We start from the raw sequence: 14,809 nt of genomic DNA, 5'->3' as shown, positions 1-14,809 counted from the left end.
TATCGGCCTGAAATGGGACGAGTAGGCATGCAAGACCCGCGCGTCAAGCGGGCAATTGACCATCCGCACGGACCTTTCGGTGTGGACGGGGATTCTGAACGCGGCCTCGTGGAGAACTTCTTTGACCGGGTGAGCGCCGTCTGGCCTGCAGGCCGCCGCGATCTCCACTGGCACATCCTGCCAACCTACGACGAGGCCGCCGATCTCCTGGCTCCGTACGCAGGGTTCTCCCGGCCGGGTCTTCCGGGCGTACCGGTAGAGGGCATGCACTGCACGCTTCTGCACGCCGTCGGGCTGGCGCGTACCGCTGTCGATCTGGAGGGACTCCTCAAAAACGTGGGAGCCTTCGCGCGTACGGTGGAGCCCTTCGTCCTCACCTTCGACCGGCCAGCAATCGGCAACGTGGCCGTCGAGATCAGCGGGTGGCCGCAGAACCCGTTCGCGAGCATCGTGGACTACCTCACCGGGGCCATGACCCGCGCCGGGAGCGTCTTCAAGGCGGCGCCGAGCCGTTACCCGCACATGTCCGTCGCCTACACCTCGGACGGTGCTGAGCTCCTGGAGGCGGCCGGACTCAAGGCCGAGCTTTCGGCCATCGACGGCCCTTTGTCCGGAACGGTCCTCGCGGACCGGCTCCACCTCGTCGAGCAGTGGCACGACGGCCGCCACATCACCTGGGAGCCCGTCGCGGTCGTTCCACTGGGGGGCATTGAGATATGAGCGAGTACTGCTCTCGGTCACGCGTACCGCTGAGTCGGGCGCCGATCGACCACGTGCCGGCGGCCGAGTGGGCCGCCGACGAGGCCGACGTCCTAGAGAAAGGCATCGAAAACGCATGACCAACTTCTCCCAGGCACTGGCTTTGCACGACATGGCCAGCCTGATCGACCGTCTCCGATTTCAGCTACGCGCCCTTCCTGCACCGCCACCCCTTCCGGGAGTAGAAACCCTCTCCGCGCGAAGCAACATCTTGGCAGCGATCACCAAAGCTGTCTGCGAGAAGGTCGATCAATGCCTTATCGACCTACCATCCCAGGGCTCAACGGAAGCTGTCCAGGCATACAGTAAAACTCTCGCCCCGCTGGGTGAGGTCGCTACTGAACTCGGTCGAATACAAGCAGAAGTCGCCACGTACAAGTTCAGCATCTACCCCGAGCACAAAAACGATAGGGTCGAGCTGGCACGACGGGCCGGTCTGGCCAACAAGGTTGTTTCTGAAAGCCGTGACACGGCTGACAGAATTCTCGAAATGGTTGTCAGCGGCCTCCGGGAGGAGGCAGCCACACTGGCACCGCCCACCGCAGGCAGGCTCCAGGGAGCAATACCCTCGCCATACGCTTCTGGCGTCGAACAGAACCGATCCACCCCTGCCGCACCACCACCCCCAGCGCCGCTCAAGAACGCATCGAAGATGCGCTGACACGCCGATCCAATTTGGTGATTCAGCTTCCCGGTGCAGGGAATTCACAGCATGCGCGCAATTCATCCCTCCAGCTCGCTACAGAAGACCCATAATTAATGAAAGAAGGACACAGTCAGCGTCTTGATAACTAATCTGCCTCCAGGGAACTCCCCGTCCCTGCACGAGAGCTACGGGTTTTGATTCTCGACCTTTTCGCGGGGCCGGGTGGCTGGAGCAGAGCACTCCAAGTTCTCGGTCTGGCCGACGTCGGGCTGGAATGGGACCATTGGGCGTGCAAGACCCGGGCGCGTGCTGGCCAGTTGACGGTCCAAACCGACGTAGCGGCCTATCCGACGCGGCCGTTCGTCGGCCGCACGCGCGGTCTGATTGCCTCGCCACCGTGCCAGGCGTGGAGCCTGGCGGGCAAGCGCTTGGGGCTCCTCGACCAGCCGCTGGTGCACACGGTCGTCGAGGACCTGGCCGCGGGCCGCGACACCCGCAAGCGCCTCCTCACCGCGTGCCGTGACGAGCGCTCCCTGCTCGCCGCGGAGCCGATGCGCTACCTGTACGCGCTAAACGCGGTCGGCGAGCCCGACTGGGTCGCCATGGAGGAAGTGCCGGCGGTATTGCCTCTGTGGAAGCAATACGCTGCTGTCCTGCGCGGGTGGGGATTCTCCGTCTGGTACGGGATCCTGAACGCGGCCGACTTCGGTGTCCCGCAGACGCGGAGACGAGCGATCCTCCTGGCCTCCCGTGTTCGGACTGCTCTGCCGCCTCCTCCCACGCACGCCCGACTCGCCGAGCCGGATTCACTGTTCGGTCCCGGCCGGGCCGAGTGGGTCAGCATGGCCGAAGCTCTGGGGTGGGGTGCGACCGACCGGCCGGTCCCCACCGTCTGCGCGGGCGGCGGAGACGGCGGTGGGCCCGAGCCGTTCCCGTCGGGTTCCCGTAAGGCGCTGTCCGACGCCCGGGAGCGCGGCACCTGGACGCCCCGGACGAACGCTGCGGCACGGGCGTTCACCGCCGAGACCCACCAGTGGTCATGGTCCCTGCGCAGCAACAACCAGGCCCACGCCACCGTCCGCCCCTTGTCCGAGCCAGCCGGCACCATGTTCTTCGGTCACCGTGCGAACGAGTGCACGTGGGTCGCCGAGCCCGCTGCGCCCTTGTCCGCGGGTGCCGACGTCCCGGCTGTTCCGGAGCCGATCAGGATCACCGCCCGCGAGGCCGGCCTGCTGCAGACGTTCCCCGCCGACTACCCGTGGGCCGGGAACAAGGGCCAGCAGTTCTCACAGATTGGGAACGCGATGCCCCCGCTGCTCGCCGGGCACCTCCTCGCCCCCCACCTCGGCGTCGCTCTTTGCCCCGACGACTTCACCCTGGCCGCCTGATGTCCCACGCCCCCGAACCCAGCGAGGACGATGTCGCCTCCATCCCACCGCCCCCGCCGGTGTTCCATGCCGAGCAGGCTCTCCTCGGGGCCCTCCTTCGCGAACCACACCGTCTGGACGATGTGAGCGGCATCGCCGCAGACTCCTTCTCCACCTCCGCACACGCCGCGCTGTTTACGGCGATCAGTACTCTGCCGCGGCCCGACCCCGCCGAGCACAGGAGGACCACCCGATGGCTCAACCGCGTGCTCAGCACCGCCCAGGGGCTGACTCGCGGGCTGACCGCCATACACCTGCACACACTGGTACAGGCCTGCTTGTGGCCGAGCCATGCCCCCGCGTATGCCCGGATGGTGGAGGCGGAACATGCGCGCCGCCGCCTGCAGTCGGCCGCCGAAGGCCTTGTCCACACCGTCCACGACACCTCCTTGCCGCACGTCGTCGAGAAGGTGCTCGCCGAAGCCGACACGCTCACTGCGGTCGTGGCCGACATCGGCCAGCGATTCCCCACACGCACAGGGGTACGTCCCCGCACCGCGGCACCGCCGCCCTCCGCCGTACCCAACCTCGCGGAAGCCGTCGAGGAGGAACAACTTCTTCTTGCCACCGCCACTGCCCGGCCCGCCGACATAGGCTCCGTCCGGTGGCTGCTCCCCGACGATCTGATTCTGCCGCTGCACGCCGGCCTGTGGGAGTGCCTGATCGCCCTGGCCCGCCGCAAGGAGCCCGTCGACCCCGTCACAGTCCTGTGGGAAGCACAGCAGCGCGGACTGCTGGACAGTGGGAGCCGGCCTGCCGACATCCTGCACGTACTCGCCGAACCCGAAGGATCCGTCGAGCACTGGGCCGACCGGGCCCTGGAGCGCTCGCTCCTCGCGACAGCCGAGCACACCGGTCAGCGCATCCAGGCCTACGCCCATGACTGCGCGAACACCCCCGGCCAGCTCGTCGTCGGCTCCCGTCGTGCCCTCGGCGACTTCTCAGCCGTCCGGGCCCGCTGGCAACGCGCCACCGGAGCCGCGCCGCCACCGCGGCAACGCCCCGCTCCAACGACCCGTGCCGGCCCGCCGACCACCACGGCCGCTCACGCCGCCCGCTCCGCACGCGCAACCCGGTAGCCCCCAAGACCCGGACCCGCCGTCGGCACGAAACACAAAACCCCAGGTGACTCCCCTATCGACGCTCACGTCCTCTTCACCACCCACCCCACTCACCCCAACGCCGTACGGGCCATTTTGACCGGCTCGCAGGCCCACATCGCGACCGCGGCGTTGGAGTCCGCCGGGTGGAGTGCTGCTTCCCCTTCCGTTCTGGTCCTGGCCCGCATTGATCACGAGGAGCCGTACTACGCCGACCACATGGCGAAGGCTCTGGCGGCCGAGGGCATCGCCGTCGAAATCACTCCTCAGCTCCAGGAGGCCATCGACGAGGAATGGGCCTGGGCCGACTACCCCATGCCCTGGTGCACCCGAGGCGAGGTCCGCTGGGTCTCCGACCAGGCGCAGAAGATCCACGACGACATCCAGCACGGTCGTCTCCTCATCCACGCCCACGCCCGGGACGGCCACACGACCGTCGCAGTCGGCACCTACCTGCACCAAGGCGGCAAGTCCGTGTACCTCCACGGCGAAAACCACCTGCGCCAGGTCGCCGACACCTTCGACTCGCTCGCGGAGGCGATGACGGCCTTCAAACGGGTCCACGCATCCGAGATGCGCCTGGGTCCGGCGTCTCTGACCGACACCGAACGCGCCGCCATCGCAGCACGCTCCGTCAACGTCACCACCAGCGAGGCTGGCCCTTCCCACCCGGGGCACAAGACGGTCCCCGTCTACCTGGCGGACCCCGGCGACCACGACGCACTCCTCGATCGCTTCCTCGACAAGCACGGCGAGTTCCAGAAGTGGCGGACCTGGTCGGACGAGACGACCCACGCCATCCATGAGTCTCAGACCCTGCGTATCGAGCACGTCCACGAAGCCGACGCACACGAAACGGTGTGGACCGTGGCCGCGTACGAAACCCCTGTCTCCGACCGCATGTGGGTCCTCACCGCGACGGGCGCTACGCCCGCCCCGGCGCTGCAGGTTCTCTTGACCCACCTCGCCGACGGCGAGGGCAGGGACACCCGCATCGACGGCCCGGTCGACGAGCAGACAGCTACCGCGGCCACCCGGCCCCTGACTGAGGCCGGATGGGAGCACTCGCTGACGACCCGCGGGCTCCGCTGGATATCCCCCGACGGGGAAGCCGGCGTTCAGTTCGACCCCCTCACCTCGCAGCACCCCCAGAACCCGGCCACATGGACCATCTGGGCCGGGACCGACCCGGACCAGCCCACCTGGGCGATCAGCGCATCCCCCCGCACCCCGACTTCCCTGATCACAGGTCTCTGCGACGCCCTCGCCAACGAGACCGTCGTCCGTCAGTACCCGCTGGGCCGCGAACGCGCGAGAGGCCTGGTCACGCCCGCGCCGACGCCGACGGTCATGCGTCCCGCCGGCCGCTCGCGCTGATGGGCAGCAGGCCCTTCGCGAAAAACCGGCATACCGGCCACGCACCTCGATTGAATTTCGAATCATTTCCGTGAACCGAGCAAGAACCGGCAGGACCGTTTCCGTCACCACCCGAGTCCGGCCATTCTCTGCACCGCCGGAACAGCCCCACTCCCGACCAAATACATAAACATACTAATGCTTTGCATCTCGCCGACACCGCCCTTTCGGGGGACTCCACGGACGCCGCGAAGGATCTAGGATTTCCCTCGTTGTCACGAGTCGATGCAATTTTCATCGGGCTGTGAAATCAGCAGGGTCGCCAGGTTCAACCTGAGCTGCAGCCCGACCATCGGTGCAGCTCAGACAGGGAAGGGGCAGTGATACATGCAGCATCTCTTCAACGGAATGACCGCGAGTTCGATTACGGGGGCGCGGTGGAAGAAGTCTTCGGCGAGCGATGACGCGATCAACTGTGTCGAGGTTTTCATCGGGGATGGAACTCGCCTTGCGGTCCGGGACTCCAAGGCACCGGACGGCCCCGCGCTGGTGATCGGCCGCAGCGCCATGGAGGCATTCTTCGCGGGCGCGGGCAGGGGAGATCTGGGCGGGCTGACTGTCTGAAAAGCACCGGCCACAGGTTGCTCCGGGCGTGGCGGGTTGTCCATTCTGAGCGCGCGGCGGGAAACTGCGTCGACGCGAGGAGTTCACCATGTCCGGTCGGATTCTGGCCCTAGTGGGCCAGCAGGAGCAGGGGCCGCCCTCGACCCCGAAGGCCGCAGCAAGGCTCATCGGAGCCCTGCTGCGGTATCTGCGTACCCAGCAGCACCTCAACCTCGCGGACGTGGCCGGCAGGCCCGGCCTCGGGTCAGCGGCCACGCTGAGCCGGATAGAACGAGCTCGCGGCGACCAGCTCAACGAGGACCGCGTTCTCGCGCTGCTCACCTTCTACAACGCTCCCCAGGACGTCATAGATGAGGTCGCGCTCCTGCTCTGGCAGTCCCAGGGGCGACAGCAGCAGTGGTGGTCGAACTACTCGGACGTGGTCGGTGACCTGTTCGCCAGCGTGCTCGCCATGGAGGCCACGTCCAAGGTGATCAGGATCTACCAGGAGATCAACATTCCGGGTGTCCTGCAGACGGCCGGCTACGCGCGGGCGCTGATGGCCGACTATGCCCGTGCACAGCACGACCCGGAAGTGCGGCGTCGCAACCTGGAACTGATCGACCGGCGGCTGGAGATGCGCCAGATGCGCCAGATGCTCCTCGACCAGGAGGACGCCCCGATCATGCACATCATCATCGCCGAGTCCGTGCTCGCCAAGGAGCTGGGCGGCACCCAGGTGATGCGTGAACAGCTCCGGCACCTGTTCAACCTCGCGGAGAACAAGCCGAACGTCCACATCTACGTGCTGCCCGGGAAGGCGTTGCGCCAGGGATCCCCGCTGCACCCGGCCATGACGCTGTTCAAACCGCACGAAAGTGAAACCGGCAAGGCGGTCTACCTGGAGAACAAGAACCGCGGCGGCGAGTTCCTCGTCGACCCCGCCGAAGTCGAGACCTTTCAGGCGTCGATGGACGACTGGTGGGGACGGGCGCTGGACAAGCAGCAGACGCTGGCGCGGATCCAGATGTACATCGACCAGCTGGCGACCGAGCCCGAAGAGCCGACAGGGACCGAGCCCGCGACGGACATCTAGGTCAGCGGACGCGGGCGACCGCGCCGTACTCGATCCACTCGTCGGTCGTCTGTCTCGGGGCGAGATCGCTGTCGGGGAGCCAGCGGGAGACCTCGACGGGGGCGGTGGTGCCGACGAACTCCAGGCCGTCGAAGAAGCGGTCGACCTCGTCGGGCGCCCGGACCTCGCCCCAGCGCCCATCGGTCACCCTGTGCATGAAGTCCGTGATCTCCGCCCGCAGTGCGGGGTCCGGGCTGGTGAGCTGGGAGATCACCATGTAGCTGCCGGGCGGCAGGCGTTCTGCGACCGCGGCGATCAGCGACCACGGATCGTCCTGGCGGGGAATGCAATGGAGTACCGATACAAAGAGTGCCGCGACGGGGCTACCGTCACGGGTGAGCCGGCGCACTTCCGAACTCGCGAAGATGCCCTCGGTGTTGCGGAAGTCCGCGTCGAGCACCGCAGTGGTTCTGGGGTCCTCGGCCAGCATCGTGCGCCCGTGCGCGACGACCATCGGGTCGTTGTCGATGTAGACGACATGACTGTCGGGGTTGATTTCCTGGGCGACCTGGTGAACGTTCGGGCGTGTCGGCAGACCGGATCCGTGGTCGAGGAAATGACGGACACCGCATTCGCCGGAAAGGTATTTCACTGCGCGCACCAGGAATGCCCGGTTGGCCAGCGCGAGCGTCCGAGTGCTGGGTGCCATACGCAGCAGTTCGTCACAGGCATCGCGGTCCACTTTATAATTGTCAGTGCCACCCAATAAATGGTCGTACATTCTGGCAACACTGGGTTTGCTGATGTCGACGATCGACTCGCTCCTCACGTTCCGGCCGCACGTACCTCCCGGGAGGCGTCACAGCTCCCTGACGGCGGATCGCCCATGCTAGGAGGGCCGCCGACACGGGGGCTACCCGCATCCACGAACGGGCGAAACATGCCAACGCGAATCAGCCAGGCCAAACCGTATCCACACCCCGGCGCACTCCCGGCGCAACCGGTCACGAATTCACCAGCGGCATATTCACCAGCACTTCGACCGGGTGATGCCGCGCAGCGCGCGAGTGCGGAGCAACTCGAATCCGGGACCGTCCAACCCCATGGTGCGGGCGGATTCGGGAGCAGACAGCCCGACGCGATAGTGCAGCAGGAGGGCGTCAACCTCGCGCGGCGCAAGGACACTGCGCAGACGCCGCACGGAGGGCCTGTGGTGCGGATCACACTTGGCTGAGAGCAGGCCCCACGCCAATGCGGCCGGGGCGGCGGCCTGGAGAGTCGCGTCCCACTGAGCGGCCAGGTCGCGCAGCGCGCTGCGGGCTATGTCTGCGCCGAGGCGGGCGGATCCGGCCGCCGCCGCCCCGAAGGCCCGGTATGCGGTCCAGTGGTCCCGGCAGAACGCCTCGTAGGCGAGGAATCGCAGCCCTCTACCCGCCCGAGCCGCTTCGTCGGGGGCGTGGACGGGGTGAACCGCTTGAGCCAGGGCGCATTCGGCGCGCGTCGGCATGATGCTTGCCTTCCATACGCGAAGCAGTCGTGGAGCGATGCCGCCCCGGCGGCGGCAACCCAGCGAGGGTGTGGCGCCGTTCGGGAGGAACGGCCCGGCCCGCGAGGCCGGTTACGCCGGCCGCCACCCGAACAGGAGGTGGCCGGCGTCCGGTTCACCGATCTCAGCCGTGCCACACCTTGAGGTACGACACGGTGCTGCGGTCGGCCCAGGCGGTCGCCGCGAGCATCATGAGCGCCTGCGGGTGAAGCGGATCGGCGTGAAGGGCCGCCGAGACGAGTCCCACCTGGAGGAGTGAGCCGAGGCGGAGCGTCGCCTGGAAGGCACCGCTGATGGAAGTTTGCACGAGGGCCGCGAGCGGAATGCTAGCCTCAGTATTTGCCGGAATGACCCAATCGATCACCCGGCGGACGTGCTGAATCAATTACCTGCTCCTTGCGTGTTGTTGATCCGGCACGGCGAGAGGGGCTCCGACGCCGACACCACTCAACTTCGGAGCCCCTTTTCCGCGCCTTCCCCCGGAAGCTAGCCCAGCCCCGCCCCTCGCCGGGCCGGATGAGACCGATGAAAACGGACGGCAAAAATCCGGAAAGCATGCAGTCACATTCGCCACAACAATCCATCTCCGTCACACCGCAGTCACGCCCGATCACTAACTGATCGCATATGACCGAATCGGGGTAGTAATCAGCGGCAGCCAATGAAAACCGGGAGCACCATCGGTTGACAACGTCACCTGTTCGAGCGAACTGATGCCGCTGGGCGTAATCGGCGATGGAATTCGACTCAGCGCCTCTCTGCGGTGAAAAGCACCCGCCATCCGGGTGATCATCCCTGGTGGGCGCTTCCCGGTTGCTGGGATTCGCTCTAGAACGCCATTCGTGATCACCATGACGATGCGGCGCACCCTGCCCGCCCTCGCTCTCGCCGCCCTGACCGTCCTCGCGACATCCCTGCCTGCCGAAGCAGCTCGCTCACGGCCGGCGGCACCCGGCCCGTCACCCGCGGTACTGATGCCGCTCGCCGAGGCCATCGACCACCTGCCCATCGCCGCCGAACACCGGGCGGGATACAGCCGGTCTCTCTACAAGCACTGGAACAAGGGTCTGAACAGCACCGACGGCTGCAATACCCGCAAGGAGACCATCCTCGCCGAGGCCGTCGAAGCGCCCCAGGTCGGCGAGCGGTGCGCGCTGACGGGCGGTTCCTGGCTCAGCAGGTACGACAACGTCGTGGTCACCGATGCGGCCCGTCTCGACGTTGACCACTTCGTCCCGCTCGCCGAGGTCTACGACTCCGAGCAGGTTCCGTGGAGCGCGGCCCGGCGTGAGGCGTACGCGAATGACCAGGACAGCCCCGACACCCTGATCGCCGTCACCGCGGCCTCCAACCGGTCCAAGGCCGACAAGGACCCAGCCGAGTGGCTGCCCTCGGATACCTCATACCACTGCACCTACGCCGCCACCTGGGTCGGCACGAAGCTCCGCTGGGACCTCGCCGCCGACGAAACTGAGCGCGACGCCCTCCTCGCGCTCGCCCAGGAATGCCCTGCAACCCATGTCCGCTACGTGCCAGCATCCGTGTAACGGCAAACCCCACCGGGCCTGCTAGAACCCTTTCCTGATGCCGAGAGCCCTGCCGCTACACGTGCGGCAGGGCTCTCGCGATCACTCACGACGGGGCCAGGGCTGCCTAGACCTCTCCGCCGAGTACGCCTTGAACGAAGGCTGCCCACGCGGACGCGGTGGAGCACAAAGGTTCGCGCTCGGGGTGCTTGGAGTCGCGTACGGCCCTGGCGCCGCCGGGCAGGATGGCGATCTCCACGCAGTCGTTCTCTCCGGCGCTGTAGCTGGACTTCATCCAGTGGGCGGTGGCGAGATCGGGAGCACGCAACTCGCCCTTTTCATTGTTCACTTGCCGTTTCCTTCTTCCAGTATGCGGGTGATCAGCGCCAGCGACATGTCGCTGGGGAGGGCAGAGGCAACGACCTGCTCGAAGGCATCGGAATAGATCCGGGCCTCCCCGTCAGCCTCAACATAGGACGCTCCGACCAGGTTCTCCAGCAGGACGACGTCGGGCATGGGGTCGGGGAATCCGACCAGGCTGAAGCCACCGCTGGTGCCCGGATGCAGGGATGAGGTCAGCGGCATGATCTGAAGCGTGACGTTCGGCAGGTCGGCGGCATCGAGCAGGCGCCGCAACTGGTCTCGCATGAGTGTGGGCCGGGTCGCGACCCGCTGGTGGAGAACACGCTCGTCGATGATCGCCCGTAGTTTCAGGGGCCGTTCCGGCCGGGAGAGTACGGCCTGGCGCGCCATACGAACCTCGGCCAGAGCCACGACCTCCTCCGGGGTGCGGGTCGTGGCGTTCACGGTGATCGTCTCGCGGGCGTACGCCGCGGTCTGCAGCAGCCCGGGTATGAGCTGCGGCGACCAGATCCTGATGCCTTCCGCGTCGGACTCGAGAGAGATGTAGTCGGCATAGGCCGGGGAGACGACCCCTCTGTAGGTCTGCCACCAACCCTGCTGGCTGGCATGCTTGGCCAGGCCTTCCAGGGCCGTGAAGATGCCATCGTCCTGCTTGGCGTCCAGGCCGTATGCCGTGAGGAGCTGGGTGACCTCGGCCGGGCGGATGCGGGCCTTGGCGGTTTCGATCCGAGACAGCTTCGACGGGGCCCACGTGCCGCCGTCGCCGCCGGCTTGCTTGTCTCGCCGGATGACCTCCTCGACGGCCTCCTCAAGGGTGAGCCCTTTGGCTCCGGGCCCTGCCTGGATGCGGAACTGCCGCAGCGCCTCACCCAGGCGACGGCGGCGCACGGTGGGTACGGGTCGCGCGTTCGGCATGGGCGCAGTCTTTCACCGCTCCAGGGCGCAAGTCGATAGAACACCGAGCCTAAAACGCAAACTCGGGTGACAATATTGCGAGTTGAGCTTCAAACGGTGCATGCTCCTCCCCAAGGACGCGTCACCGTACTCAAGCTGGCGGGAACACGGTGTGCGCGAGATCTCGACGTGTGGCCGCATGCTGCACCACGGAGGAAGCCATGACGCTCATGGCGGAGACGGTGACGGAGACCGCCCCCGGGTTCTACCTGATGACGACAGACCGCGGATTCGTCGTGCACATGTGCGCCTGCGCGGAGCATCTACAACGGTTGCGCGACATGACCGGCACAACGCTCAAGCTGGCCGGCGTCGGGCAGGAAGCGGTGGAGAGCGCGCAACTGGTGGCCTCCGAACTGGTAGGCAACGCGGTACGTGCTTGCGGTGACCTGGTCCCGCTGGTCGTGGAGATCGGTGCCGAGAAAACCTGCGTCTCGGTCAAGGTCCACGATCCTGAGCCGAACCGTATGCCCAGGCGGCGCTTGACCGCCCTGGACGACGAGGACGCGGAAACCGGTCGAGGTCTCGGCCTGATCGACCTGCTCTCGCCTGGCTGGCAGACACGCATCACCCCTGTCGGCAAACAGATCATCTGCCGTGTTCCCGCGACCGACCCCTGCACCACCAACGCCACCACCATCAAGGAGTGACCCAGTGACCACCTCTCCATCCGATCCGACCGGGCACAGCACTTCACCGGCCGCCGGCAACCACTCACGAGCCGACGAGAACGACTACAGCCTCGCCCTCTCGACGCCCGCACGTGGCGGATTACCGCAGGCCGGCATTCCGCTGGACGGCACGATCGCGAGCGTCGCCGCACGGCTGGCCCGCCTCACCAAGCAGTCCGGAGGATCCGCCATGCCGCCCGTCCTGGCCCTGGGCATCTTCGAGCGTGTCGGATCGAACTGGTTCTCCGACTCCGTACGAGACGTGATGCCGCAGCACAACGAGCCCTTCCGCCAGCAGTTAGGACGCGAGCACCCGCTCTCGCCCGGCAACCGAGTCCCGCCCAGCCTTCACGGGACCGGACTCAGCGGCCTGGGCTGGCACCACCTGTTATGCGCACTGAGCGACCTGCACGGCCGGCCGCGGCACTTGGTCAAGGAGACCAACCTCTTCTTCGCCGCCGACACCGTCCTGGGAATGCTGCCGCACTCTCCGGCCATCGTCCTGACCCGTGCTCCGGTCGGCGTCCTGTCCTCGTTCGTCCGCGGCTCCCTGTGGTCCCGGTGGCACTACAGCGACCGCTACGCACAGGTCGCAGCCACCGCCCGCGCCCCACGCTGGCGCTCCGTCTTCGCTCCCCTGCTTCCTCAGGACGACCCCGACCCGTCAACCGCCCTAGGTCGCCTAATCGTCGTGAACACGGTGCTACTGGCCCGCGCCCTTCACGACCCGGAAGCCGGACCCCGGCCTCTCCTGGTCGTCCCGTACGAGCAGCACGTCACCGACCCTGCCCAGGTACAGTCGCGGCTGAACGGCTTCCTCGGGATCCCCGCCCAGAAGCCCGAAGAGGCGGCGCGGGCCACCGGCCCGAGCGCACCGTCTGCCGACCCGACGTTCGCGACCACGGCGCGCAAGGACGCCCTGGTGGCCGAACTGGCGTCTCCATACGTAGAGTTGCTGACACAGTCGGTCGGCCAGACCCTGCTGCGGGCCCGCCAGCTCCTGCCGCCGAAGACCACGGCCGCGGCGTCCGAATGGCTCTCCGGCGGCGACCTGTACGAGGTTCGTCCCCCGATGGCCCTCCCCGTACGTCGAGTCCGGACCGTGCCGGTCTCGGAGTGCGCTCCGAAACCTCAGTACGTCCCCACCGCGAACGCCATGTGGCGCAACGTACTCGTCAGCAATGCCGAAATGGCCGAGATGCTGAACCTGCTCCACGAGGGTGGCGCTGCGAACTCCCGGCTGGGCACTCACCTGCTGGTGTGCCCCATGCCGCACGAACGCGGCGGGCGGCTCCACTACATGCCGACCGAGCGGCGCTGGCGGATCAGCCCGGGATACGAGTTGCACCCGGCGTACTGGGTCACGTGGATCGGAGCGGCTCTCATGGCCGCATGGTGCGGTGCCCGCCTGCCCACCCGCGCCGAGGCGCTCCACGCGACCCAGGGCGCACGGGCGCACAACAGCGACTACCTCCTCGGAGACAGCTGCCCGGTAGCCGAACCCGGTCTCGGCGGGCGTACCGTGCATCACCTGATCGGCAACGTGCAGATCTGGTGCAGTGACGGCCCCGACCAGCCGGCCTCGCAGCCGGTGCAGCGATACTTGTTCGGTGCCGCCTGGAACACCCCTGGAACCAAGCAGGCTGTCACTGCCATCCGATCGCGCTACCTTCTGGGTTCCTCGCGGGGCGTCGGTGTCCGCCTGGTCCGCGACGCCGGCACCACCGACGCGGCCCGGCTCGGAGCGTGGGAACTCGCGCACCGCCTCAACCAGTGGGTCGACGTCGCCGACAGTTCCGCACCCACCACGCCGGGCTCCCTCGACCGGATGATCCTCAGCGCCCTGACCGTGGGGTCATAGTCCGATCGCGGACTTCGGTCCCATATAGGACCCTGCGCCCGGGAATCCGTCCCGGGCGAGCTTCATGAACGTCTCGCTGAAGCCCCGGCCCGGCAGATCGTCGAGGGGCACGAACTCGACGCTGCGAATCGGCCTCGTATCGGCGCCCTCCTTGACCGCCCCCAGATGCCCGCCGACTCGGCGGGCCTCGAAGGTGATGTGAGTGACATGAGCCTTCTGGTTGTCACACAGATACAGCAGCCGGCCGACCTCGACCTCGACGCCGGTCTCCTCCTTCATTTCCCTGACCAGCGCCTCGTCCAGGCCCTCACCGTCCTCGACCTTGCCCCCCGGCAGAGACCAACTCCGGGGGCCGTCGGTGTCCTGGTCCAACAGCAGAATCTGGCCGTCCTCAATGACGATGCCCGTCACACGTACATGCATCCGTCGACGCTATCGCGCGCAAGCCGCACCCGAAGGACACAACGGTGAAACAGACCTCAGTCCCAGCCGCAGCTCCGGTGGTAATCGCCGCCGGAGGACTCGGCACCAGGGTGGGCTCCTGGTCCCCGTACCTGCCCAAGGAACTGCGCCCCGTTCACGGACGGCCCGGTCTGGCACACATCGTGGACGAGGTGACCACTCTCGGCAGCAAGCAGGCCGTGGTAGTCCATCACCCCTACTACACAGCGCTGATCGGGTGGACCCGTCAGGTCCTCATACCCGGCGCTCTCGCTCAATACCATCGACTCACCGACCAGACCCCTCCATCACCGGTGCCCGGCGAGGACCTCCAGCTCGACTTCATCGCCCAGCACGGGCGCTACGCGGACGTCACCTCCGTACTAAGACGGTGTCTCGATTGGTGCTGGATCGTTGCTCCCGGCATGGACATAGTTCTGCGTCTGGTGCCGGACAGGCTGTGGGAGATCTTTCAGGATGT

General features: G+C 67.0%; 16 protein-coding genes and 1 pseudogene. 11 read left to right on the top strand and 6 right to left on the bottom strand.

Annotated features, from left to right (window positions below; all coding sequences use genetic code 11):
• Nucleotides 1-81 precede the first annotated feature (81 nt).
• The 7 genes from ACWCXC_RS31995 (at nt 82) to ACWCXC_RS31965 (ending at nt 6,987) form a co-directional block, all read left to right on the top strand.
• Complete coding sequence (locus tag ACWCXC_RS31995) at nt 82-720, top strand: 2'-5' RNA ligase family protein (protein WP_450891312.1); 639 nt, start codon at nt 82-84, stop codon at nt 718-720.
• Nucleotides 721-835: 115 nt separating this feature from the next.
• A complete protein-coding gene (locus ACWCXC_RS31990; protein WP_450891311.1) occupies nt 836-1,420 on the top strand; it encodes a hypothetical protein in 585 nt (194 codons plus the stop codon).
• Nucleotides 1,421-1,599: 179 nt separating this feature from the next.
• Nucleotides 1,600-2,793: a DNA cytosine methyltransferase gene (locus ACWCXC_RS31985; protein ID WP_383651141.1), complete on the top strand. Its 1,194-nt coding sequence runs from the start codon at nt 1,600-1,602 to the stop codon at nt 2,791-2,793.
• Entirely contained in the window at nt 2,793-3,911 is a 1,119-nt protein-coding gene (locus ACWCXC_RS31980) for a DnaB-like helicase N-terminal domain-containing protein (RefSeq protein ID WP_383651142.1), read from the top strand. Before ACWCXC_RS31985 ends, ACWCXC_RS31980 begins: the two co-directional genes overlap by 1 nt.
• A 240-nt stretch (nt 3,912-4,151) precedes the next feature.
• On the top strand, nt 4,152-5,309 hold the full coding sequence (locus ACWCXC_RS31975; RefSeq protein ID WP_450891310.1) for a DUF317 domain-containing protein: 1,158 nt from the start codon (nt 4,152-4,154) through the stop codon (nt 5,307-5,309).
• Nucleotides 5,310-5,675: 366 nt separating this feature from the next.
• Nucleotides 5,676-5,912 (top strand): DUF397 domain-containing protein, encoded by a 237-nt coding sequence (locus ACWCXC_RS31970; RefSeq protein WP_383651144.1) that lies wholly within the window; start codon nt 5,676-5,678, stop codon nt 5,910-5,912.
• 88 nt (nt 5,913-6,000) lie between these two features.
• Entirely contained in the window at nt 6,001-6,987 is a 987-nt protein-coding gene (locus ACWCXC_RS31965) for a helix-turn-helix domain-containing protein (RefSeq protein WP_383651145.1), read from the top strand.
• Between the two features lies 1 nt (nt 6,988).
• On the opposite strand, the gene ACWCXC_RS31960 is transcribed toward ACWCXC_RS31965, so the two are convergent.
• The 3 genes from ACWCXC_RS31960 to ACWCXC_RS31950 all read right to left on the bottom strand — a co-directional run bounded on the left by ACWCXC_RS31960 (nt 6,989) and on the right by ACWCXC_RS31950 (nt 8,897).
• A complete protein-coding gene (locus ACWCXC_RS31960) occupies nt 6,989-7,795 on the bottom strand; it encodes an SAM-dependent methyltransferase (protein ID WP_383651146.1) in 807 nt (268 codons plus the stop codon).
• A gap of 198 nt (nt 7,796-7,993) precedes the next feature.
• Entirely contained in the window at nt 7,994-8,473 is a 480-nt protein-coding gene (locus ACWCXC_RS31955; RefSeq protein ID WP_383651147.1) for a hypothetical protein, read from the bottom strand.
• A 163-nt stretch (nt 8,474-8,636) separates the two neighbouring features.
• The gene (locus ACWCXC_RS31950) at nt 8,637-8,897 is read right to left on the bottom strand and encodes a hypothetical protein (RefSeq protein ID WP_450891309.1); all 261 of its coding nucleotides are present in this window, start codon (nt 8,895-8,897) and stop codon (nt 8,637-8,639) included.
• 466 nt (nt 8,898-9,363) lie between these two features.
• Here ACWCXC_RS31950 and ACWCXC_RS31945 point away from each other — a divergent pair, with 466 nt between their 5' ends.
• Complete coding sequence (locus tag ACWCXC_RS31945; protein WP_383651157.1) at nt 9,364-10,059, top strand: HNH endonuclease family protein; 696 nt, start codon at nt 9,364-9,366, stop codon at nt 10,057-10,059.
• Between the two features lie 106 nt (nt 10,060-10,165).
• Here the strand turns inward: ACWCXC_RS31945 and ACWCXC_RS31940 are convergent, their stop codons facing one another.
• Both ACWCXC_RS31940 and ACWCXC_RS31935 read right to left on the bottom strand, forming a co-directional pair.
• Nucleotides 10,166-10,387 carry a DUF397 domain-containing protein gene (locus tag ACWCXC_RS31940; protein WP_383651149.1) on the bottom strand — a complete coding sequence of 74 codons (222 nt, stop codon included), beginning with the start codon at nt 10,385-10,387 and terminating at the stop codon, nt 10,166-10,168.
• A complete protein-coding gene (locus ACWCXC_RS31935; protein WP_450891308.1) occupies nt 10,384-11,316 on the bottom strand; it encodes a helix-turn-helix domain-containing protein in 933 nt (310 codons plus the stop codon). The genes ACWCXC_RS31940 and ACWCXC_RS31935 overlap by 4 nt, the downstream gene beginning before the upstream one ends.
• Nucleotides 11,317-11,516: 200 nt before the next feature.
• Here ACWCXC_RS31935 and ACWCXC_RS31930 point away from each other — a divergent pair, with 200 nt between their 5' ends.
• Entirely contained in the window at nt 11,517-12,005 is a 489-nt protein-coding gene (locus ACWCXC_RS31930) for an ATP-binding protein (RefSeq protein ID WP_450891307.1), read from the top strand.
• Between the two features lie 4 nt (nt 12,006-12,009).
• Nucleotides 12,010-13,887, top strand: a complete 1,878-nt coding sequence (locus tag ACWCXC_RS31925; RefSeq protein WP_450891306.1) for a hypothetical protein — start codon at nt 12,010-12,012, stop codon at nt 13,885-13,887.
• Here ACWCXC_RS31925 and ACWCXC_RS31920 read toward each other — a convergent pair.
• Nucleotides 13,882-14,310, bottom strand: coding sequence for an NUDIX domain-containing protein (locus tag ACWCXC_RS31920; protein WP_450891305.1), 429 nt, complete (start codon nt 14,308-14,310; stop codon nt 13,882-13,884). The genes ACWCXC_RS31925 and ACWCXC_RS31920 overlap by 6 nt on opposite strands.
• 44 nt (nt 14,311-14,354) lie before the next feature.
• On the opposite strand from ACWCXC_RS31920, the pseudogene ACWCXC_RS31915 reads away from it, so the two are divergent.
• A pseudogene (locus ACWCXC_RS31915) lies at nt 14,355-14,809 on the top strand (hypothetical protein); the annotation flags it as partial.

The organism is Streptomyces sp. NPDC001515, assembly GCF_053597115.1.
This window is presented reverse-complemented; position numbering and strand designations above follow the sequence as displayed.